The sequence below is a fragment of the Arthrobacter sp. 2762 genome (assembly GCF_040548745.1).
Classification (GTDB): Bacteria; Actinomycetota; Actinomycetes; order Actinomycetales; family Micrococcaceae; genus Arthrobacter.
Window position 1 is genome coordinate 104,013 of sequence record NZ_JBEPSI010000007.1, and the last position, 22,335, is coordinate 126,347.

Genomic DNA, 22,335 nt, shown 5'->3' on the forward strand with positions numbered 1-22,335 from the left:
CCACCACGTCCTGGGCCATCAGTTGTCCCGTGCCATTAGTCGCGGAACAGCAGGAGAGCTTCGCCCTGGCCGCCGCCGCCACAGAGGGACACGGCAGCCTTGCCGGTTCCCCTGCGCTTGAGTTCGTGGGCCGCGTGCAGGGCCAGCCGGGCCCCGGAAGCACCGATAGGGTGGCCGAGAGCGATTGCGCCGCCGTGGATGTTGCATTTCTCCAGCGGGTAGCTCAGGTCCTTCAATGATTGGACGGCCACGGAGCCAAAGGCCTCGTTAATCTCTATGAAGTCCAGGTCCTCGGCGGTCCATCCAGCCCGCTTCAATGCTTGCGAAATGGCGTTGGACGGCTGCGAGTGCAGCGAGTTGTCCGGGCCAGCCACCTGGCCTGGCTTGCCCACGACCGCAAGGTATTCCAGCCCGTTGTCCTTGGCAAAGCGGCGACTTGTCAGCACGAGTGCGGAGGCGCCGTCGGACAGGGGAGAGGAGTTGCCGGCGGTAATGGTGCCATCCGTGGCGAAGGCGGCCTTCAAAGGGGCAAGGGTTTCCAGGGTGGTGTTCGGCCGGACGCCCTCGTCCGAGGTGAGGGTCACCGGATCCCCCTTGCGCTGCTTCACGCTCAAGGGAGCGATTTCGACGTCGAAAATTCCCTCAGCGATTGCGGCAGCAGCGCGCTGGTGGGAAGCAGCAGCAACTTCGTCCTGCGCACGGCGGTCAATGCCGAGCGTCACGTTCTTGGTCTCCGTGGACAAGCCCATGGACTGGCCATCGAACGCATCCGTGAGTCCGTCATGTGCGGCAACGTCCAACGCCTGGATTGCGCCATAGGTCCAACCCTGCCGGGAGCCGGGAAGCAGATGTGGGGCGCGGGTCATGGATTCCTGGCCGCCGGCCACAACTACGGTGGCGTCCCCGCTGCGGATCATCCTGGCGGCATCAATGACAGCCGTGAGGCCGGAGAGGCAAACCTTGTTGATGGTGACGGCAGGGATGTTCCAGCCAACACCTGCCGCGATGGCGCTCTGCCGGGCGGGGTTCTGGCCAGCGCCCGCTTGTAGCACCTGTCCCATGATGACCGCGTCCACTTGTTCGGCTTTTACGCCGCTGGCCGCCAGTGCAGCGCTGATGGCATGGGCGCCAAGGTCGACGGCGGTGAATCCGGCCAGCTGCCCATTGAGCCGCCCCTGTGGGGTACGGGAAGCAGCAAGGATGACAACGTCATTGTCGTCAGCGGAGTTGTTCATGGTCTCTCTTCCGATCCGTGGTGGTGTAGCCAAGGCTATCGTGCGGCGTGCGACAGCCTATCCTTTCCAACGCTTGCGTTCGTCGGTAGATTCCACAGCAGGAGGTTCCACGGCAGGAGATTTCACAGGGGAGCTGGTGCGCCGTGCGAGCCTGGTCCGCGACGCAGACCGATGCCTCCGCATAGGTGCCTGCAGCAACAGTGCTTGCATTCACGGACAATCTGGGGTAGACAGGAAGGCTACTTTGCCGTATCGTAGATATTTGCGTCTTCCCTGTTAACCTTCAGCCTTCATATAGCGGTGGGCTTTACCTCTCAGCTGCAACATTGACGTGCCGTTCACAACGTGCACTGGCATGTGTGCAGACTGGGTCCGGGTCATATAGCGGAACCGGAATAAGTATGCTGCGGAGCACTCTGCATCATGCAAACGGGGGAGATCTGAAAACGCCTGAAGGTCTGTGGAAGGATCCCTCTTGGTCGCCTCGAGCACCTCTAATAACGAAACCGCTAACACGGCAAGCACCGATGGTGCCACTCGCCGCCTCTCATTCGCAAAGATTCACGAACCCCTTGATGTTCCGAATCTTCTCGCCCTGCAGACGGACAGCTTTGACTGGCTCGTCGGAAACGAACGCTGGCAGGCGCGGGTAGCGAAGGCTGTCGAGGAGGGCGACCTCAGCGTCGCCACCACCTCCGGACTTGCCGACATCTTCGAAGAGATCTCCCCCATCGAGGACTTCCAGGGCACTATGTCCCTGAGCTTCTCCGAGCCGGAGTTCGCTGATCCGAAGTACACCATGGCCGAATGCAAAGACCGTGACGCCACTTACTCGGCACCGCTGTATGTCAAGGCCGAGTTCATGAACAACAACACGGGCGAAATCAAGCAGCAGACCGTGTTCATGGGCGACTTCCCCCTCATGACTGAAAAGGGAACGTTCGTCGTCAACGGCACCGAGCGTGTCGTTGTCTCCCAGCTGGTCCGTTCGCCGGGCGCCTACTTCGAGCGCACCGCGGACAAGACCAGTGACAAGGACATCTTCACTGCGAAGATCATCCCGTCCCGCGGTGCATGGTTCGAACTCGAAATTGACAAGCGCGACCAGGTCGGCGTTCGCCTCGACCGCAAGCGCAAGCAGTCGGTCACCGTTCTGCTGAAGGCCCTCGGCTGGACCGAAGGCCAGATCCTGGAAGAGTTCGGCCAGTACGACTCCATGCGTGCAACGCTGGAGAAGGACGCCACCGAAACCCGCGAAGACGCGCTTCTGGACATCTACCGCAAGCTGCGTCCGGGCGAGCCGCCCACCGTCGAGGCTGCACAGTCCCTGCTGGACAACCTGTACTTCAACGCCAAGCGTTATGACCTCGCCAAGGTTGGCCGTTACAAGATCAACCGCAAGCTCGGTATCGACCGCTCCCTTGGTGACAAGGAAGCTTCGGTCCTGCACGTCGAAGACATCGTCGCCATGATCAAGTTCCTCGTTGCGCTGCATGCCGGCGAGAAGACCCTCATGGGCAAGCGCGATGGCGAAGACCACGAGCTCCGCGTCGAGATCGATGACATCGACCACTTCGGCAACCGTCGCATCCGCGCCGTTGGCGAACTGATCGAGAACCAGGTCCGCACCGGCCTTTCCCGCATGGAGCGTGTTGTTCGCGAACGCATGACCACGCAGGACGTCGAGGCCATCACGCCGCAGACGCTGATCAACATCCGTCCGGTTGTCGCTGCCATCAAGGAGTTCTTCGGAACCTCCCAGCTGTCGCAGTTCATGGACCAGAACAACCCGCTTTCGGGTCTGACCCACAAGCGCCGCCTGTCGGCTCTTGGCCCGGGTGGTCTTTCCCGTGACCGCGCAGGCATGGAAGTTCGAGACGTTCACCCGTCCCACTACGGACGTATGTGCCCCATCGAAACCCCTGAAGGCCCGAACATTGGTCTGATCGGTTCGCTGGCTTCCTACGGCCGCATCAACCCGTTCGGCTTCATCGAGACGCCTTACCGCCTCGTTTCCGAGGGTGTCGTTTCGGATGAGGTCCAGTACCTCACTGCCGACGACGAAGCTGAAGTCCTGATCGCACAGGCCAACGCTCCGCTGGACGCTGACAAGAAGTTCTCGGAAGAGACCGTCCTTGTCCGTGCCCGTGGTGGTGGAGGCGAGCCGGTCCTGGTACCCGCTGCCGAAGTTCAGTTCATGGATGTTTCCCCGCGCCAGATGGTGTCCGTGGCAACCGCCCTGATCCCGTTCCTCGAGCATGACGATGCCAACCGTGCACTCATGGGTGCGAACATGCAGCGCCAGGCTGTGCCGCTGGTCCGTTCCGAGGCTCCTTTCGTGGGCACCGGCATGGAGCGCGCAGCAGCAGTCGACGCCGGTGACGTTGTCATCGCGAAGAAGGCAGGTGTGGTCACCGAGGTTTCCGCTGAGCTCGTTGTCATGATCAATGACGACGGCACGGAGACCAACTACCGCATCAACAAGTTCGCCCGTTCCAACCAGGGCAACTGCTACAACCACCGTGTCCTGGTCAACGAAGGCCAGCGCCTGGAAGTCGGCGGCATCATCGCCGACGGTCCTGCAACGGACCAGGGTGAACTCGCCCTCGGTAAGAACCTGCTCGTGGCATTCATGTCATGGGAAGGCCACAACTTCGAGGACGCCATCATCCTGTCCCAGCGCATTGTTGCTGAGGACGTTCTTTCCTCCATCCACATCGAGGAGCACGAGATCGATGCCCGCGACACCAAGCTTGGTGCCGAGGAAATCACACGTGACATCCCCAACGTGTCCGAGGAAGTCCTTGCAGGCCTGGACGAGCGCGGCATCATCCACATTGGTGCCGAGGTTGAAGCCGGAGACATCCTGGTCGGAAAGGTCACACCCAAGGGTGAAACCGAACTGACTCCGGAAGAGCGTCTTCTCCGCGCCATCTTCGGTGAGAAGTCCCGCGAAGTCCGCGACACCTCCTTGAAGGTTCCCCACGGCGAGTCCGGTACGGTCATCGGCGTCCGCGTCTTCGACCGCGACAACGACGACGAACTGCCCCCGGGCGTGAACCAGCTGGTCCGCGTCTACGTTGCAGCCAAGCGCAAGATCACCGACGGCGACAAGCTCGCCGGCCGTCACGGCAACAAGGGTGTTATCTCCAAGATCCTTCCGATCGAGGACATGCCCTTCCTTGCAGACGGTACCCCGGTGGACATCGTCCTGAACCCGCTTGGTGTTCCGGGTCGTATGAACGTTGGCCAGGTCCTGGAAACCCACCTCGGTTGGGTTGCCAAGACCGGTTGGAAGATCGAAGGCGAGCCGGAGTGGGTCAAGAACCTGCCCAACCTGCCCCGTGAAACCGGCCAGACCACTGTTGCCACCCCGGTGTTCGATGGCGCCCGCGAAGAAGAAATCACGGGCCTGCTTGACTCCACCAACGTGACCCGCGACGGCGACCGCCTGATCGATTCCTCCGGCAAGACCCGTCTGTTCGACGGCCGCTCCGGCGAGCCGTTCCCGGACCCGATCTCCGTCGGTTACATGTACATCCTGAAGCTCCACCACCTGGTGGACGACAAGATCCACGCGCGTTCCACCGGTCCGTACTCCATGATCACGCAGCAGCCGCTGGGTGGTAAGGCGCAGTTCGGTGGCCAGCGCTTCGGTGAAATGGAAGTGTGGGCGCTCGAAGCTTACGGCGCTGCCTACACGCTTCAGGAACTCCTCACGATCAAGTCCGATGACATCCATGGTCGTGTGAAGGTCTACGAAGCCATCGTCAAGGGCGAGAACATCCCTGAGCCTGGCGTTCCCGAGTCCTTCAAGGTCTTGATCAAGGAAATGCAGTCGTTGTGCCTGAACGTGGAAGTTCTTTCCACCGATGGAACCACGATCGAAATGCGTGACTCTGATGACGCAGTCTTCACGGCTGCGGAAGAACTGGGCATCGATCTGTCTCGTGCAGAGCCCAGTTCCGTAGAAGAGGTTTAGTAGCCGTTCCGGTGGGCAGCAGTACGTCACTGTCCACCGGAACAGCTCCCTCTTCCCGTAACCAAGACTTCAGAATTTAGAGAACAAGAGAGAACAGGGACCATATGTCCAGCGAATCCTCCTTCGGCCTCATGCAGATCGGCCTCGCCACCGCGGAAGACATCCGTGGCTGGTCTTACGGTGAGGTCAAGAAGCCGGAAACCATCAACTACCGCACCCTCAAGCCTGAGAAGGACGGTCTTTTCTGCGAGAAGATCTTCGGTCCTTCCCGCGACTGGGAATGCTACTGCGGCAAGTACAAGCGCGTCCGCTTCAAGGGCATCATCTGTGAGCGTTGTGGCGTTGAAGTCACCCGCGCAAAGGTGCGTCGTGAGCGCATGGGCCACATCGAACTGGCTGCGCCCGTAACCCACATCTGGTACTTCAAGGGCGTTCCCTCGCGCTTGGGCTACCTCTTGGACCTGGCTCCGAAGGACCTTGAGAAGGTCATCTACTTCGCTGCCTACATGATCACCAGCGTTGACACGGAAAACCGCCACGCTGAACTGCCGAACCTCCAGGTCGAGCACGACCTCGAGAAGAAGCAGCTGGTGGACAACCGCGACAGCGACATCGCCACGATCGCCCGCGACCTTGAAGACGAGCTTGCCCGTCTTGAAGGTGAAGGCGCCAAGGCTGCCGACAAGAAGAAGGCCCGCGACTCCGCAGACCGCCAGATGGCGAACGTCCGCAAGCGTGCCGACGCCGATATCGAGCGCCTTGAGCAGGTCTGGGACCGCTTCAAGAACCTCAAGGTCGCTGACCTTGAGGGCGACGAGGGCCTGTACCGCGAACTGCGTGACCGCTACGGCATGTACTTCGAAGGCTCCATGGGTGCCGAGGCGATCAAGAAGCGTCTTGAGACCTTTGACATGCAGGCTGAGGCCGAGTCCCTGCGCGACACCATACAGAACGGCAAGGGCCAGCGCAAGACGCGTGCCCTGAAGCGCCTGAAGGTTGTCAACGCATTCCTGACCACCAACAACAGCCCGCTCGGCATGGTTCTGGACGCCGTCCCGGTGATCCCGCCGGAACTGCGCCCGATGGTCCAGTTGGACGGTGGCCGCTTCGCGACCTCGGACCTCAACGACCTCTACCGTCGTGTGATCAACCGCAACAACCGACTCAAGCGACTGCTTGACCTCGGTGCTCCGGAGATCATCGTCAACAACGAGAAGCGCATGCTTCAGGAAGCTGTTGACAGCCTCTTCGACAACGGTCGTCGTGGCCGCCCCGTTACGGGTCCGGGCAACCGTCCCCTGAAGTCCCTGAGCGACATGCTCAAGGGCAAGCAGGGTCGTTTCCGCCAGAACCTCCTCGGCAAGCGTGTTGACTACTCCGGCCGTTCGGTCATCGTCGTTGGCCCGCAGCTGAAGCTGCACCAGTGTGGTCTGCCCAAGCAGATGGCCTTGGAGCTCTTCAAGCCGTTCGTGATGAAGCGCCTGGTTGACCTCAACCACGCACAGAACATCAAGTCGGCAAAGCGCATGGTCGAGCGTTACCGTCCGCAGGTTTGGGACGTGCTGGAAGAGATCATCACCGAACACCCGGTGCTGCTCAACCGTGCACCTACCCTTCACCGCCTCGGCATCCAGGCCTTCGAACCGCAGCTTGTTGAAGGCAAGGCAATCCAGCTTCACCCGCTGGTTTGTGGCGCCTTCAACGCTGACTTCGACGGCGACCAGATGGCAGTGCACCTGCCGCTGAGCCCGGAAGCCCAGGCCGAAGCCCGCATCCTGATGCTGTCCTCGAACAACATCCTGAAGCCGTCCGATGGCCGCCCGGTTACCCTGCCTTCGCAGGATATGATCATCGGCCTGTACCACCTGACCACCAAGCGCGTCGGCTCTGCCGGCGAGGGCCGCATCTTCTCCTCGGTTTCGGAAGCCATCATGGCGTACGACGCCCGTGATCTGCACCTGAACTCCCAGGTCAAGATCCGTCTGGACAACTTCGTGCCTTACGCCGGTTGGGAAGCTCCGGAAGGTTGGGAGCCGGGTCAGCCTGCTCTCGTGCAGACCTCCCTGGGCCAGGTCATCTTCAACCAGACGCTGCCCGAGGATTACCCGTGGGTTGAGGCTGTTGCCGACAAGGGCGAACTGTCCCGGATCGTCAACGACCTCGCCGAGCGCTACCCGAAGGTTGTCACGGCCGCAACGCTGGATAACCTGAAGGATGCCGGTTTCTACTGGGCAACCCGCTCGGGCGTCACCGTGGCTATCTCCGACATCGAGGTGCCTACCTCCAAGCCCGCCATCCTGGCTGGTTACGAGAACATGGCTGCCAAGATCCAGGGCCAGTACGACAAGGGCCTGATCGACGACGACGAGCGTCGCCAGGAACTGATCGAGATCTGGAACAAGGCCACCAACGAGATCGCCCAGGCGATGCGTGACAGCCTGTCCCCGATGAACACCATCAACCGCATGGTGTCCTCCGGTGCACGTGGTAACTGGATGCAGGTTCGCCAGATCGCGGGTATCCGTGGTCTTGTGGCCAACCCGAAGGGTGAGATCATCCCTCGCCCGATCAAGTCCTCCTACCGCGAGGGCCTGTCGGTGTTGGAATACTTCATCGCCACGCACGGTGCCCGTAAGGGTCTGGCCGATACCGCTCTCCGTACCGCCAACTCGGGTTACCTGACCCGTCGTCTGGTGGACGTTTCGCAGGACGTCATCGTCCGCGAAGAGGACTGCGGCACCGAACGCGGTCTGCTTACGCCGATCGCCGTGCCGGATTCCAACGGTGAGCTCGTCCTGGACGAGAACGTCGAGAACAGCGCCTACGCACGTACGCTGGCTGTCGACGTCGTCGATGCCCAGGGCAACGTCCTGGCTGCCGGTGGTACCGACTGCGGCGACGTCGTTATCGACCAGCTGCTGGCTGCAGGTATCACTGAAGTCAAGGTCCGCTCCGTACTCACCTGTGAGTCCAAGGTCGGCACCTGTGCGCTCTGCTACGGCCGTTCGCTGGCAACAGGCAAGACCGTGGACATCGGCGAGGCCGTGGGCATCATTGCCGCGCAGTCCATCGGTGAGCCCGGTACCCAGCTGACCATGCGTACGTTCCACACCGGTGGTGCTGTTTCTGCTGGTGGTGGCGACGACATCACCCAGGGTCTGCCCCGTATCCAGGAGCTCTTCGAAGCCCGTACTCCGAAGGGTGTTGCACCGATTGCTGAAGCAGCCGGCCGCATCACCATCGAAGAGTCCGAGCGCCAGATGCGCCTGGTCATCACTCCGGACGATGGTTCCGAAGAGATTGCCTACCCGGTGCTGCGCCGTTCCCGTCTCCTCATTGAGGATGGCGAGCACGTCAGCGTCGGCCAGAAGCTGATCAACGGTCCGGTGGACCCGAAGCAGGTTCTGCGCATCATGGGTCCCCGTGCCGCACAGAAGTTCCTTGTGGACGAGGTCCAGGGCGTTTACCGCAGCCAGGGTATTGGTATCCACGACAAGCACGTCGAGGTTATCGTCCGCCAGATGCTGCGCCGCGTGACCGTCATCGAATCCGGCGACTCCGACCTGCTCCCTGGTGAGCTTGCAGAGCGCTCCCGCTTCGAAGACGAGAACCGCCGCGTCGTGTCCGAGGGCAAGTCCCCGGCCTCGGGTCGTCCGGAACTCATGGGTATCACCAAGGCGTCCCTGGCAACCGAGTCGTGGCTGTCGGCCGCTTCCTTCCAGGAGACCACCCGCGTCCTGACGCAGGCGGCCATGGAAGGCAAGAGCGATCCTCTGCTCGGCCTCAAGGAGAACGTCATCATCGGTAAGCTCATCCCGGCCGGAACGGGCCTGCCCCGTTACACGGAGGTCACGGTTGAGCCGACCGAGGAAGCAAAGGCAAGCCTGTTCACGGGCCCCAGCGCTTTCACCGATTTCTCCTATGACGCCCTCGGCGGCGACGGTGCTCCCGAGTTCCACGCCATCCCGCTGGATGACTACGATCTCGGCAACGACTTCCGCTGAAACCAGCAGTAGTTAATGGCTGAAGGACGGGCTCCGCACTCTTGAGTGCGGAGCCCGTCCCGTTAATGGAACGCCATACACCCGATTAAGGCCTCAGATCAAGCCGTGCTAGAATTTTGGTAATTGTTCTGTGTGGCAGTGGATGAAGGCCGCCGCAGCATCATTTTGGTTTTGTTCTCATGGTGCTGGGTGGAGCCTGTTTCCGGGTTGCGGGCAACATGCGCAACGAATGCCGCACTTTTGCACGCCTACCGGATGTTTCGGCCGGCCGCATGAGCAACGCCAAAGTTCCCACGTTTACACTGGCTGGCGCCTGTGTGTGGGGGCAGAGATCAAACAACGGAGAACACGAAAGTGCCTACGATTAACCAGCTGGTCCGCAAGGGCCGCACGCCTAAGGTCTCCAAGACCAAGGCTCCCGCGCTGAAGGGCAGCCCGATGCGCCGCGGTGTTTGCACCCGCGTTTACACCACCACCCCCAAGAAGCCGAACTCGGCTCTTCGTAAGGTGGCACGTGTGCGCCTCAACGGTGGCGTTGAAGTTACCGCTTACATCCCCGGCGTTGGCCACAACCTCCAGGAGCACTCCATCGTGCTCGTCCGTGGTGGTCGTGTGAAGGACCTTCCGGGTGTCCGCTACAAGATCGTCCGCGGCGCACTCGACACCCAGGGTGTCAAGAACCGCAAGCAGGCCCGCAGCCGTTACGGCGCAAAGATGGAGAAGAAGTAATATGCCTCGCAAGGGTCCGGCCCCGAAGCGGCCGCTAGTTTCCGATCCCGTTTACGGCTCCCCGTTGGTCACTCAGCTGATCAACAAGGTTCTGGTTGACGGCAAGAAGTCCACCGCAGAGCGCATCGTTTACGGTGCCCTCGAAGGTGCACGTGCCAAGTCCGGCGGCGACCCCGTTGCTGCCCTCAAGAAGGCCATGGACAACGTCAAGCCTTCCCTCGAGGTGCGTTCACGCCGTGTTGGTGGCGCCACCTACCAGGTTCCGGTTGAGGTCAAGCCGGGTCGCTCCACCGCCCTCGCCCTGCGTTGGCTCGTGGGCTACTCCAAGGCCCGCCGCGAGAAGACCATGACCGAGCGTCTCCAGAACGAAATCCTGGATGCCTCGAACGGTCTCGGTGCCGCTGTCAAGCGTCGCGAAGACACCCACAAGATGGCCGAGTCCAACAAGGCCTTCGCACACTACCGCTGGTAAATCCTCCCGGGCGCCGTCGGCTCAACCGAGCCGGCGGCGAACGTGTAGTCCATCCGAAAGGGAGACCCCGTGGCACAGGACGTGCTTACCGACCTTAACAAGGTCCGCAATATCGGCATCATGGCCCACATCGATGCCGGCAAGACCACCACTACCGAGCGCATCCTGTTCTACACGGGTGTGAACCACAAGATCGGCGAGACGCACGACGGCGCCTCGACGACCGACTGGATGGAACAGGAAAAGGAACGCGGCATCACCATCACGTCTGCCGCCGTGACTTGCTTCTGGGACAAGAACCAGATCAACATCATCGACACCCCGGGCCACGTTGACTTCACGGTTGAGGTTGAGCGCTCCCTGCGCGTCCTCGACGGTGCAGTTGCAGTGTTCGACGGCAAGGAAGGCGTGGAGCCGCAGTCCGAGACTGTTTGGCGCCAGGCTGACAAGTACAACGTTCCGCGTATCTGCTTCGTCAACAAGATGGACAAGCTGGGCGCTGACTTCTACTTCACCGTAGACACCATCATTTCCCGCCTCGGTGCCAAGCCGCTGGTCATGCAGCTGCCCATCGGCGCTGAGAACGACTTCATCGGTGTTGTTGACCTCCTCGAAATGCGTGCCCTGGTTTGGCCTGGCGACGCAAAGGGTGACGTCACCATGGGCGCTTCCTACGAAGTGCAGGCAATTCCGGCGGACCTCCAGGCCAAGGCTGAAGAGTACCGTGCACAGCTCGTAGAGACTGTGGCCGAGGCTTCCGAAGAGCTCATGGAGAAGTACCTCGAAGGTGAAGAACTCACCCTTGAGGAACTGAAGGCCGGCATCCGCAAGATGACCATCAACTCCGAGCTCTACCCGGTGTTCTGTGGCTCTGCCTTCAAGAACCGCGGCGTACAGCCCATGCTTGACGCTGTTGTCGACTTCCTGCCGAACCCGCTCGACGTCCCGCCGATGATCGGTCACGATCCCCGCGACGAAGAGAAGGAACTCACCCGCAAGCCCTCTGCTGACGAGCCGTTCTCGGCCCTCGCCTTCAAGATTGCTGCGCACCCGTTCTTCGGTCAGCTGACCTTCGTCCGCGTGTACTCCGGTCACGTTGAGGCCGGCGCCCAGGTGGTTAACTCCACCAAGGGCAAGAAGGAACGTATCGGCAAGCTGTTCCAGATGCACGCCAACAAGGAAATGCCCGTTGAGGGCGCTACTGCCGGCCACATCTACGCAGCCATCGGTCTGAAGGACACCACCACGGGTGACACCCTGTGTGACGCCAACAACCAGATCGTCCTCGAGTCCATGAGCTTCCCGGAGCCCGTGATCTCGGTTGCCATCGAGCCGAACACCAAGGGTGACCAGGAGAAGCTCTCCACGGCCATCCAGAAGCTCTCCGCTGAGGACCCGACCTTCCAGGTCTCCCTCAACGAAGACACTGGCCAGACCATCATCGCCGGCATGGGCGAGCTCCACCTGGACATCCTGGTGGACCGCATGCGCCGCGAATTCAAGGTTGAGGCAAACGTTGGCAAGCCGCAGGTTGCTTACCGCGAAACCATCAAGCGCGCTGTAGAGCGTCACGACTACACGCACAAGAAGCAGACCGGTGGTTCGGGTCAGTTCGCAAAGATCCAGATCGCGATCGAGCCGATGGACACCTCTTCCGGCGAGCTGTACGAGTTCGAGAACAAGGTCACCGGTGGCCGCGTTCCGCGCGAATACATCCCGTCTGTTGACGCTGGTATCCAGGATGCACTGAACGACGGCGTCCTGGCCGGCTACCCGGTTGTTGGCATCAAGGCCACGCTGATCGACGGCGCGTCCCACGATGTTGACTCCTCGGAAATGGCGTTCAAGATCGCCGGCCGTATGGCTTTCAAGGAAGCTGCACGCAAGGCGAACCCTGTTCTGCTCGAACCGCTGATGGATGTTGAGGTCCGCACACCTGAGGAATACATGGGTGATGTTATTGGTGACCTGAACGCCCGCCGTGGCCAGATGCAGTCCATGGAGGACGCAGCAGGTGTGAAGGTTATCCGTGCACACGTTCCGCTGTCCGGCATGTTCGGTTACATTGGCGACCTCCGTTCCAAGACGCAGGGTCGTGCCGTGTACTCCATGACGTTCAACAGCTACGCGGAGGTCCCGAAGGCTGTAGCCGACGAGATCATCCAGAAAACCCGCGGCGAGTAATCTCCCGGTAACGGATGCAATTCCGGTTCCGGGAAGGCATCTCAGCGTGAGTGGCGGGGCTGCGGCGAAAGTCGCGGCCCGGCCCCCTGCGCGAACAGGCTCTAGGAACTAGTATTGGTTCCTGAATCTGCAATTTCACCAAAACCAAGCCCCCAAGTAGACTTGCTAAAGTTTCTGCCGCGAAAAGCGCGGCCGAGGAGCACTTCACTTGAAATCGTTCTAGGAGGAACCTGTGGCAAAGGCAAAGTTCGAGCGGACTAAGCCGCACGTCAACATCGGCACCATTGGTCACGTTGACCACGGTAAGACGACGCTGACTGCCGCCATTTCCAAGGTGCTGTACGACCAGTACCCGGACATCAACGAGCAGCGCGACTTCGCGTCCATCGACTCTGCTCCGGAAGAGCGCCAGCGCGGTATTACCATCAACATCTCCCACGTGGAGTACCAGACCGAGAAGCGTCACTACGCACACGTTGACGCCCCCGGTCACGCTGACTACATCAAGAACATGATCACCGGTGCTGCCCAGATGGACGGCGCAATCCTCGTGGTTGCCGCAACCGATGGTCCGATGGCCCAGACCCGTGAGCACGTTCTGCTCGCCCGTCAGGTTGGTGTTCCCTACCTGCTGGTCGCACTGAACAAGTCGGACATGGTTGATGACGAAGAACTCCTCGACCTCGTCGAAATGGAAGTTCGTGAGCTCCTGAGCTCGCAGGGCTTCGATGGCGATGAAGCTCCGGTTGTTCGCGTTTCCGGTCTGAAGGCTCTGGAAGGCGACCCGGTTTGGGTCAAGTCCGTCCAGGACCTGATGGCAGCTGTCGACGAGTCCGTTCCGGACCCCGTACGTGACCGCGACAAGCCGTTCCTGATGCCGATCGAAGACGTCTTCACCATCACCGGTCGTGGCACCGTTGTTACGGGCCGCGCCGAGCGTGGAACCCTCGCCATCAACTCCGAGGTCGAGATCGTTGGCATCCGCCCGATCCAGAAGACCACGGTTACCGGTATCGAGATGTTCCACAAGCAGCTCGACGAAGCATGGGCCGGCGAGAACTGTGGCCTCCTGCTCCGCGGTCTCAAGCGCGACGACGTCGAGCGTGGCCAGGTTGTCGTCAAGCCGGGTTCCATCACCCCGCACACCGACTTCGAGGCCAACGTCTACATCCTTTCCAAGGACGAAGGCGGACGTCACAACCCGTTCTACTCGAACTACCGCCCGCAGTTCTACTTCCGTACCACGGACGTAACCGGCGTTATCACCCTGCCGGAAGGCACGGAAATGGTTATGCCTGGCGACAACACTGAGATGACCGTTGAGCTCATCCAGCCGATCGCTATGGAAGAGGGCCTCGGCTTCGCTATCCGCGAAGGCGGCCGCACCGTTGGTTCGGGACGTGTTACCAAGATCATCAAGTAGTTTCTACTTGTAGATCCGCAAAGTTCCGACATCGTCGGTAGCGAGCTAAAGAAGAACCCCATCGCTTATGTGGTGGGGTTCTTCTTTGCTATCATTAATCTATCGATTGGATTAATGCCGTGCAGGCCTTGCGCCCGGCTTCACCGTAGGAGCTTCCATGCTGGGATTCTTGACAACAGGCCTTGTGCTGATGCTTTTGGCCGTTATTGGTGTCATTGGTTACGCACTGGGCTTGGTGCGGGGCCGGCGGGAAGGAACTCGTTCGACGCCGGCTGTCAGGATCGACGACGCCGCCACTTACCGTGCGGGGTACCTCGCCGGCCATTTGGCAGGTTGGGAGGATGCGCGAGGGCAAAGCCAGGGGCCCACAGTGCGGCAGCAGCAACCCCCGACAGTACAGCAACTGCCGGCTGCACGGCAGCCGGCGGCAATACAGCAACCGGCGACTGTACAGCAACCGCCCGCAGTACGGCAGCCAATGCCGTTCCAGCCCGCGATCATGCCTCCTGCGTTTCAGCAGACCGCGAGGATCGTGGCGCCAGCGGGTGTGCCGCCGTCGTACAGCCGCGCGCCTGTTCCTCAGCGAAATGTGGCTCCTTCGCCACAACAGCGGCAATTCCAGCCGATGCTTCCCCCGCGTGAGAGCCCGGAAGCTGTCGCGGCGAGGAAGGAGAAGCGCGACCGCCAAAACATCAACATCACCCTGTACGTCGCGAGTCTGTTGCTTGTTGCCGCAGGTGCCCTGTTTGTTGGAACCAGCCTTCCTGGGGTTCTTCGTTTTGTGGCTATTTGGGCCATCACCATCTTGTTCTATGCTTCAGGACTCATCATCGAGCGAAGGGTGCCACGGCTTCGCCCTGCAGCCATAGCTTTTACAGGAACAGGGCTGGCCCTCGTCCCGGTTACAGGCTTGGCCATGTACAACTTTGCCCTTCATCACGGCCCCATGGCTTGGCTGGTCACTTCATTGCTGGGAACAGCTGCTTACGTTTACGCTGCGCTGCGCCTCGATAACAAGGTGCTGGCGTTGCTCTCGCTCACCTTCGTGGTTTCCACGGCGTGGTCCGGAGTATCAGTGCTTGGCGGGGCCTTGGTCTGGTACTTTACGGCGCTGATTGGCGTTGCCATTCTCTTCACACTGGGTGCACTGGTTCGCCCCCGTTGGCTCCCTCCGCTCTTTATCCGTCCTCTGGCGGTGCTGCATCCGTTTGTCGTGCCGTTCGTGGGTCTCGCGGTAAGCATGACGCCCAACTTCCTGGCCAAGGGGGAGTACCCCATGGTCATGATGATGTGCGGGCTCTACTTTGCCGTGATGGCGCTTGTGCAGTCAGGCCAGCACCGATTGCTCAATTTCCATGGCGCCCGCGTCGCCTTCACCTTGGCAGTGTTGGGTCTTGTGTGGGATGTCTCCGCGGATTCAAGCCACGTGGTGCTGGCTGGAATCATCTGCCTGGGGGTCCAATCGGTTGGAGTCGCGTTCGGCGGAAAACGCCTGGTTCCACGAACGTGGTGGTACGACGCCCTCTCGTGCCTCGCGCTGCAAATTGTTGCTGCGGTTGTGCTCACGGTCATGCTTGGCGTGGGAAGTTTCCAGCTGCCAGAGTTTGTGCCGCTGTTCATCGCGATGCCGACCGCCATGGTGCTGGGCTGGAAGCTGGGCCAGGGGGCAGAGTTCGCACCCGCGGCCGTACTTGTTGTGGCAGCACCGTTCGTTGGGTTGCTGGGTGCGTGGCCCGTGACCGGGCTGCTCGCTGTCGCGGCCCTCTATTGGTTCCTTCTGGGAGGAATCAATCCGGGGCCACTTCGACATGTCTACGTCCTGGCTGGGCGGGTCGCCATTACGCTAGCGGTAACGGCGTTGGCTGCAGGCCTCTTCACGGATCATGCGGACAGGTCTTCCTGCACATTGTTCGCTTTCGTGGCGGCATGTGCAGTGCAGCAATTGGTGAGTGCCTTGCTTGAGGGCAACGGTGTACGCACCGTGGGAGGACACGCGTCCACAGCGGGGTTCGGTGGGGCGGCGACGGCAGGACTCCTTGCTTTGCCTATTTTCGATGCTGCATCCGGGCGGCCCACTGTGGCAGTTGCTGTGGGGGTGGTGGTTGCCGCAGGTTTGGTCTCCGGCTGGTTGGCGTTCCCGCAGGGTAAGGACAGCAGTAGTTCCGGCTGGCGTCCCACAACAGGGGAGTTCCTGGCTCCTGCCGCCGCTACGGTGGCAGGCATCGTGGCCGGGGTTGCTGTGTCGCGGACACTATCCAACGTGGTTCTGTTGGCCGCTGTCACGTACTTCTGTGCCACAGCCCTCCGGTTGCGTGCTTCCCTGCATAGGCAAAGCTACTGGTGGTTGGCGCGCGCCGCGGGAACCGTGTTGGCTGCCTCGGCCTACTACGACGCAACGAAGGACGCCGGCCTCCAGATTGCCGGTGAAGAGGTTGCCGTCGGCCTGATTGTCATCGTCATTCTTGCCCTGCAGCTGATCCTGCCGCTGCGTGCGGGTTATGGTGCGAAGTCCCTGCGGCCTGCCATTATCGACGCCGGAGTGGTGCTGGCCGGGATGGTCCTGTGCAGTATGTTCCTCACCGTGGACGGGGCGCCCGGGGTACGGGAGGGCTGGCAGCCAGGTGCGGGTGCCACCATTACGGCTCTGGCGGCCGTGGCCATCAGTTCGATGCTTCGAGCCCACAAACTGGTATGGTTGTTCGCTCCTGCGGCAATGGTTCTGCTTTTCGCCCTCCGGCTTGGAAATGTCAGGGATCTGGAACTTCTGCTGGGCATCTTTACGGCATACAGCGGCTTCATGGTTGCTGTGACCGGCCAGCGCCTGGCCCGCGGTGGATACCTGTTGGCTGTGCGCATTCTCTCCGGGGCCTTGGTCACGCTGGTGGTGGCCGACTTCACGGAGTCGGCTGCGGCTACATCTGTCGCTGTCGCGCTGATCCTCGTCCTGCAGTTGCCAGTGCAGTTCTTTGTGCAATCCTTCCTCCAGGGGCGACACAGCGACGACCCCTTCCAAAAGGCAATGGTTTGGGCAATTCCAGGCGCACAGCTTCTTCTCCCACTGGCTTATTTGCTCGCAGCAGATTACGACGGCGGTGGCCGTTGGGTGCTCCTCGCCGAGTTGGCATTCGTGCCGGTAACGGCCGCGATCGCGTGGGGCACCTTTGGTGCCCGGGGAGCGCAGTACTTCGGGATCGCTGGACTCACGGCAGGAGTGATCGCGGCTGGACCGTCCTTGGGCTTCCCATCAGATACCTGGCTGTATCAGCCGTTGCTGGACAAGTATCAAGTGCCCTGGGTGCTGTTGGCGCTGGCAGTGGCTGCCGTCGTTGCAAGGGCAGTTTTCGCGCCCGTGAACGCGGGACCGGTCATGACTGGCGAGGGTTCAGCCGCAGATATGGCCGAACGGTGGCTGTGGTTGATTTCGGCACTCACGTTCACCACTACCGGCGGCTTGTTGGCTGTGACGACGTCACTGTCGCTCAGCGGTTTTGCCGTCCTGGTTCTGGCGTCGGTGCTGTTCGCCGCCTCGCACTTTGAGGGGATGCCGTCCCTCTATGCCGCTGCGGCGCCCGCCGCGCTGGTTGGTGCCGTGACCGCCGTCGACGGTTTGCTTGATGGTCGGGAGCTGACTGCCTGGGATTCCTTCCTGCCATGGTTGATAGGCGCAGTGGGAACCGGGGCAGCCATGTATGTGGTCCGCAGGCTGAGCGGCCCCTTCATTGCCTCACAACCCTGGCGGCGCAACGCCCTGGTGATAACTTCGATCACGGGGCTTGTCATAGCTGCGGCCGCCGGCCTGGCACGGGACCAGACCTCGCTGGTGGGTGCGGCACTGATCCTGGTTTCCGGAGTGTTGGTGGTTATCGAGGTCACGAACGGCAAGTGGCTGGCCGGAGAAATCGCTGCCCTGGCAACCCTCGCGGGGTTCCAGCGGGCGCTGCTGTTTGTGGATGGCGGCTCGCCTGAATGGTTCTGGGCGGCACAATGGTACGTTGTTGCCGGCGCGGTTATGGCAGGGGTGCGCTACATGGGCCGGCAACGTTCCGAGGGACAATTGCGGCTTGCCCTCACAGCAGGGCTGCTGTCCTTGACAGCAGTGGGGACAAGTTTCGTGGGAACATCGTCCCAGCAGATATACGTCCTCGTGGCTCATGTGGTGCTCCTGGTGGCCGGACTCCTCCTGGCTGAGCGAATGTTTGTGTGGTGGGGCGCTGCGGGCGTGGCAGCCAGCATCATGTGGGCGCTGCGCAGTTACGCATTCGCGATGCTGGCACTCGTCGCCTTGGCCCTGATCGTGTTGGCAGTATGGCGGCTGAACCGAAAACCGCCGGCAGCCGAGGGCAACAATCCAACACCAGAACCCTCAGCGGCATCCAGCCGGGATGGAATCCGCTAACGTTGAACCCAATGAGAGGAGCACCATGGAATTCCTGATTTTCCTTGCCATCATCGCGGTGATCGGCGGCGGAGTGCTGTGGGGTCGCAAGTACTTCCGCAATGAAATTGAGCGCGCCAAGCGCATCAACCGCGCCAACAAAAACAAGTAGCCCGATCGGAGTTAACCCACGTGGGCTAGGGTTCCCGGTGGCGTGCACGCCCCAGTGCCCGATACCAGTAAAACGAGTCTTTGGGTGTGCGCTCCAAGGTGTCGAAGTCCACATGCACCAAGCCAAAGCGTTGCGAGTACCCTGCCGCCCATTCGAAATTGTCCAGCAGCGTCCACACGTAGTAACCGCGGAGTTCGACGTCCTCGGCGATGCCGCCGGGTCCTGTAGCAGTCAGCGCGTGGCCAAGATGCTCCGCCAGGTAGCTGATCCGGTTATGGTCCTGTATAGGCCCATCCACGTGCGAAGGCTCGGGGAAACTGGCCCCTCCTTCGGTGATATAGACCGGTGGAAGGGCGTCGCCGTAGCGGTCCTTCATCTCGCGGAGCAGCACTGCCAAATGCTCCGGCGCCACCGGCCAGCCGAATCCAGTGGTTTCGTACTCCTGGTAGGCGGCCAGGTGAAATGGCACTTTCGTCATTTCGACGGCAGTGCCTGTGGGGATCTCCGCCGGTCCGCGCCCCGCAGCAACCTTGACCGGGTAGTAGTAGTTGAGCCCATAGAAGTCCAGTGGCTGGCTGATCAACTCAAGGTCACCATCCCTGATGGTTCCCAATGACCGGAACCAGGGTTTCATGGGCAAAGGTGGCCTGGGGTACTGACCCAGCAGGACGGCGTCAGCATATATGCGGTTGAGGAGCAGATCGAAGGACTGGGCCATCAAACGGTCCGAGAGGCTGTTGCTCGCGGGGCGGACGGGGGAGTGCATGTTGGAGATGCCGATCTGCCCCTTCACCCCGGCTTCACGCAGGGCGCGCACTGCCAACCCATGACCCAGCAGTTGGTGATGGGCGGCCGGCAAGGCATCGAACAACAACTGGCGCCCGGGCGCGTGGACGCCCAAGGCATAGCCTTGGAGCGTGACGGAAACTGGTTCGTTCATGGTGACCCAGTGCTCCACGCGGTCCCCAAAGCGCTCCGCTGCAGCGCTGCAATAGACGGCAAAGCGTTCCGCTGTATCCCGATTCATCCAGCCGCCAGCGTGTTCAAGTTCCAGAGGAGTATCCCAATGGAACAGGGTTGCCATGGGCGAGATACCAGCAGCAAGGAGTTTGTCGATCAGGCGATCGTAAAAGTCCAGCCCACGCTGGTTGATTCCGCCCTTGCCGCCGGGCTGGATCCTGGGCCAGGAAAGGGAGAAACGGTACGAATCGATGCCGAGTTCCTGCATCAGGGTGACATCTTCGTCGGCGCGGTTGTAGTGGTCGCAGGCTATGGTGGGGGAGTCGGCGTCGACGATTGCTCCCGGCTTCTGTGCGAACGCATCCCAGCCCGAAGGTCCCCGCCCATCAGCGGTTACAGACCCTTCAATCTGGAAGGCGGCGGCCGCGACTCCCAGCGTGAACCCTGGACGTAGGCGCGCGGCCAGATCTTCCACGGAACCCGTATCCTGGGCGGTCATTCCACTATCATCCATAGCGGGTGGCGGCTGTGGCAATGCCCGTTCGGGCCCCGATTGGCCTTTGGCCTTTATTTCCGCCATACTGGATGAGTTGTTCAAGCGCTTCTTCGTGTCCCGATCCGGATAATGCCGGGTGTCAGGGTCCAGGCTGAAGCCCAAACATAACCCTGAACCCCATGGAATGCGGTCGAGTTTGCGTGAAAATCGCGACACGCCCGACCGCGGGGGTCGGTGCGCCGGCAGGTTGAGGAACCCGGAATGATCCGGATTCAGCTTGTGCGGCGTGTGGTGGTAAAACCTCAAACGCTTCGGCGGCCACGCCAACAGGTAAGTAAACAGAGCAGCCCTAACTAGAGCAGCACTAGCTGAAAGAGAGTCAGGCGACATGGCGGGACAAAAAATCCGCATCCGGCTGAAGTCATATGACCACGAGGTCATTGATGTTTCAGCGCGGAAGATCGTTGAGACGGTCACGCGCGCAGGCGCAACGGTAGTCGGCCCGGTGCCGCTTCCGACGGAGAAGAACGTGTACTGCGTTATCCGCTCTCCGCACAAGTACAAGGACAGCCGTGAGCACTTCGAAATGCGTACTCACAAGCGTCTGATCGACATCATCGACCCCACGCCGAAGGCTGTTGACTCGCTTATGCGTCTCGACCTGCCTGCAGACGTGAACATCGAAATCAAGCTCTAGGGAGGTGCTGAGAGACTATGACCGCAACCCGTAACGTAAAGGGCCTGCTGGGCACGAAGCTCGGCATGACCCAGGTCTGGGACGAGAACAACAAGCTCATCCCGGTAACTGTCGTCCAGGCTGACTCCAACGTCATCACCCAGCTGCGCAACGCAGAGGTAGATGGCTACGTCGCCGTCCAGATCGGCTACGGCCAGATCGACCCCCGCAAGGTCACCAAGCCGCTGGCTGGTCACTTTGAAAAGGCAGGCGTAACTCCTCGCCGCCACGTTGTCGAACTGCGTACCGCAGACGCCGCATCCTACGAGCTGGGCCAGGAGCTCTCTGTCGAGATCTTCGAAGCCGGCCAGAAGATCGACGTCGTCGGCACCTCCAAGGGTAAGGGCTTTGCCGGTGTTATGAAGCGTCACGGCTTCCACGGCGTTGGCGCTTCCCACGGTGCCCACAAGAACCACCGTAAGCCTGGCTCCATCGGTGGCGCATCCACCCCGAGCCGCGTCTTCAAGGGCCTGAAAATGGCCGGCCGCATGGGCGCCGAGCGTCACACGACGCTGAACCTCACGGTTCACGCTGTTGACGTTGAGAAGTCGCTGCTCCTTATCAAGGGTGCCGTCCCCGGTGCCCGCGGCCAGGTCGTACTCGTACGCACCGCCGTGAAGGGAGCCTAGTTAGATGACTAGCACTGTCAAGGTAGACCTGCCTGCAGAGATCTTCGACGTCCAGACCAACGTGCCGCTGCTGCACCAGGTCGTCGTCGCACAGCTCGCTGCTGCCCGTCAGGGTACCCACAAGACGAAGACCCGCGCCGAGGTTTCAGGTGCAGGTCGCAAGCCGTTCAAGCAGAAGGGCACCGGCCGCGCCCGTCAGGGTTCCATCCGTGCTCCTCACATGACCGGCGGTGGCGTTGTCCACGGTCCGACCCCTCGTGACTACAGCCAGCGCACCCCCAAGAAGATGAAGGCTGCTGCTCTCCGCGGCGCCCTGTCGGACCGCGCCCGCAACGGTCGCATCCACGTCATCGCTGAACTGGTAGCCGGCACCAAGCCGTCCGCCAAGGAAGCACTGGCTTCGCTGCGTGCAGTCTCCGAGCGCAAGAACCTGCTCGTTGTTATCGAGCGCGCCAACGACGTCGCTGCACTCTCCGTGCGCAACCTCGCAGATGTTCACGTTCTGTACGCAGACCAGCTGAACACCTACGACGTTCTCGTTTCCGACGACGTGGTCTTCACCAAGGCTGCTTTCGAGGCGTTCGTCGCTGACAAGGCTAAGAACGAGGAGGCCTCCAAGTGAGCGTAACCACCATCAAGGACCCGCGCGACGTCGTGCTTGCACCCGTCGTATCGGAAAAGAGCTACGGTCTGATCGACGAAGGCAAGTACACCTTCCTGGTGGACCCTCGCTCGAACAAGACCGAGATCAAATTGGCCGTAGAGAAGATCTTCTCGGTCAAAGTTGACTCGATCAACACCATCAACCGTGCCGGTAAGCGCAAGCGCACCAAATTCGGCTGGGGACAGCGCAAGAGCACCAAGCGTGCAATTGTCACCCTCAAAGAAGGCACAATCGACATCTTCGGCGGTCCGCTCGCGTAGCGGAGACCACTTTA

General features: G+C 61.2%; 14 protein-coding genes. 12 read left to right on the forward strand and 2 right to left on the reverse strand.

The window, feature by feature from the left end:
* Positions 1-35: 35 nt before the first annotated feature.
* On the reverse strand, positions 36-1,235 hold the full coding sequence (locus ABIE18_RS14375; RefSeq protein ID WP_499723414.1) for an acetyl-CoA C-acetyltransferase: 1,200 nt from the start codon (positions 1,233-1,235) through the stop codon (positions 36-38).
* A 475-nt stretch (positions 1,236-1,710) separates the two neighbouring features.
* Between ABIE18_RS14375 and rpoB the strand changes: the two genes are divergently transcribed.
* The 8 genes from rpoB to ABIE18_RS14415 all read left to right on the forward strand — a co-directional run bounded on the left by rpoB (position 1,711) and on the right by ABIE18_RS14415 (position 18,576).
* Complete coding sequence (gene rpoB / locus ABIE18_RS14380) at positions 1,711-5,217, forward strand: DNA-directed RNA polymerase subunit beta (RefSeq protein ID WP_216925082.1); 3,507 nt, start codon at positions 1,711-1,713, stop codon at positions 5,215-5,217.
* Positions 5,218-5,321: 104 nt separating this feature from the next.
* Positions 5,322-9,221, forward strand: a complete 3,900-nt coding sequence (locus tag ABIE18_RS14385) for a DNA-directed RNA polymerase subunit beta' (protein ID WP_224165000.1) — start codon at positions 5,322-5,324, stop codon at positions 9,219-9,221.
* 354 nt (positions 9,222-9,575) lie between these two features.
* Positions 9,576-9,950 (forward strand): 30S ribosomal protein S12, encoded by a 375-nt coding sequence (gene rpsL / locus ABIE18_RS14390; protein WP_009358312.1) that lies wholly within the window; start codon positions 9,576-9,578, stop codon positions 9,948-9,950.
* Position 9,951: 1 nt separating this feature from the next.
* A complete protein-coding gene (rpsG, locus tag ABIE18_RS14395) occupies positions 9,952-10,422 on the forward strand; it encodes a 30S ribosomal protein S7 (protein WP_003803829.1) in 471 nt (156 codons plus the stop codon).
* Positions 10,423-10,491: 69 nt separating this feature from the next.
* Entirely contained in the window at positions 10,492-12,606 is a 2,115-nt protein-coding gene (gene fusA / locus ABIE18_RS14400) for an elongation factor G (protein WP_499723415.1), read from the forward strand.
* 232 nt (positions 12,607-12,838) lie between these two features.
* On the forward strand, positions 12,839-14,029 hold the full coding sequence (gene tuf, locus ABIE18_RS14405; RefSeq protein WP_223933983.1) for an elongation factor Tu: 1,191 nt from the start codon (positions 12,839-12,841) through the stop codon (positions 14,027-14,029).
* Positions 14,030-14,186: 157 nt separating this feature from the next.
* Positions 14,187-18,425, forward strand: a complete 4,239-nt coding sequence (locus ABIE18_RS14410) for a hypothetical protein (RefSeq protein WP_499723416.1) — start codon at positions 14,187-14,189, stop codon at positions 18,423-18,425.
* 25 nt (positions 18,426-18,450) lie between these two features.
* Entirely contained in the window at positions 18,451-18,576 is a 126-nt protein-coding gene (locus ABIE18_RS14415) for a hypothetical protein (RefSeq protein WP_263422265.1), read from the forward strand.
* 25 nt (positions 18,577-18,601) lie between these two features.
* Here ABIE18_RS14415 and ABIE18_RS14420 read toward each other — a convergent pair whose 3' ends face one another.
* Positions 18,602-20,035, reverse strand: coding sequence for a GH1 family beta-glucosidase (locus ABIE18_RS14420; RefSeq protein ID WP_477514589.1), 1,434 nt, complete (start codon positions 20,033-20,035; stop codon positions 18,602-18,604).
* A gap of 385 nt (positions 20,036-20,420) precedes the next feature.
* Here ABIE18_RS14420 and rpsJ point away from each other — a divergent pair, with 385 nt between their 5' ends.
* Genes rpsJ through rplW form a run of 4 tightly spaced genes read left to right on the forward strand, consistent with a single transcriptional unit; the run spans position 20,421 to position 22,321 of the window.
* Positions 20,421-20,729, forward strand: coding sequence for a 30S ribosomal protein S10 (rpsJ, locus tag ABIE18_RS14425; RefSeq protein ID WP_003803825.1), 309 nt, complete (start codon positions 20,421-20,423; stop codon positions 20,727-20,729).
* A gap of 17 nt (positions 20,730-20,746) precedes the next feature.
* Positions 20,747-21,397, forward strand: a complete 651-nt coding sequence (gene rplC, locus ABIE18_RS14430; RefSeq protein WP_026539807.1) for a 50S ribosomal protein L3 — start codon at positions 20,747-20,749, stop codon at positions 21,395-21,397.
* 4 nt (positions 21,398-21,401) lie between these two features.
* Complete coding sequence (gene rplD, locus ABIE18_RS14435) at positions 21,402-22,019, forward strand: 50S ribosomal protein L4 (protein WP_216925087.1); 618 nt, start codon at positions 21,402-21,404, stop codon at positions 22,017-22,019.
* On the forward strand, positions 22,016-22,321 hold the full coding sequence (gene rplW, locus ABIE18_RS14440; RefSeq protein ID WP_011775593.1) for a 50S ribosomal protein L23: 306 nt from the start codon (positions 22,016-22,018) through the stop codon (positions 22,319-22,321). The genes rplD and rplW overlap by 4 nt, the downstream gene beginning before the upstream one ends.
* Positions 22,322-22,335: the final 14 nt, after the last annotated feature.

Excerpts from the sequence above, each read along its gene's own strand:
- ABIE18_RS14375 (WP_499723414.1), bottom strand. The coding sequence starts at position 1,235 with ATGAACAACTCCGCTGACGACAATGACGTTGTCATCCTTGCTGCTTCC.
- ABIE18_RS14385 (WP_224165000.1), top strand. The coding sequence starts at position 5,322 with ATGTCCAGCGAATCCTCCTTCGGCCTCATGCAGATCGGCCTCGCCACC.
- rpsG (WP_003803829.1), top strand. The coding sequence starts at position 9,952 with ATGCCTCGCAAGGGTCCGGCCCCGAAGCGGCCGCTAGTTTCCGATCCC.
- ABIE18_RS14410 (WP_499723416.1), top strand. The coding sequence starts at position 14,187 with ATGCTGGGATTCTTGACAACAGGCCTTGTGCTGATGCTTTTGGCCGTT.
- ABIE18_RS14415 (WP_263422265.1), top strand. The coding sequence starts at position 18,451 with ATGGAATTCCTGATTTTCCTTGCCATCATCGCGGTGATCGGCGGCGGA.
- ABIE18_RS14420 (WP_477514589.1), bottom strand. The coding sequence starts at position 20,035 with ATGACCGCCCAGGATACGGGTTCCGTGGAAGATCTGGCCGCGCGCCTA.
- rpsJ (WP_003803825.1), top strand. The coding sequence starts at position 20,421 with ATGGCGGGACAAAAAATCCGCATCCGGCTGAAGTCATATGACCACGAG.
- rplC (WP_026539807.1), top strand. The coding sequence starts at position 20,747 with ATGACCGCAACCCGTAACGTAAAGGGCCTGCTGGGCACGAAGCTCGGC.
- rplD (WP_216925087.1), top strand. The coding sequence starts at position 21,402 with ATGACTAGCACTGTCAAGGTAGACCTGCCTGCAGAGATCTTCGACGTC.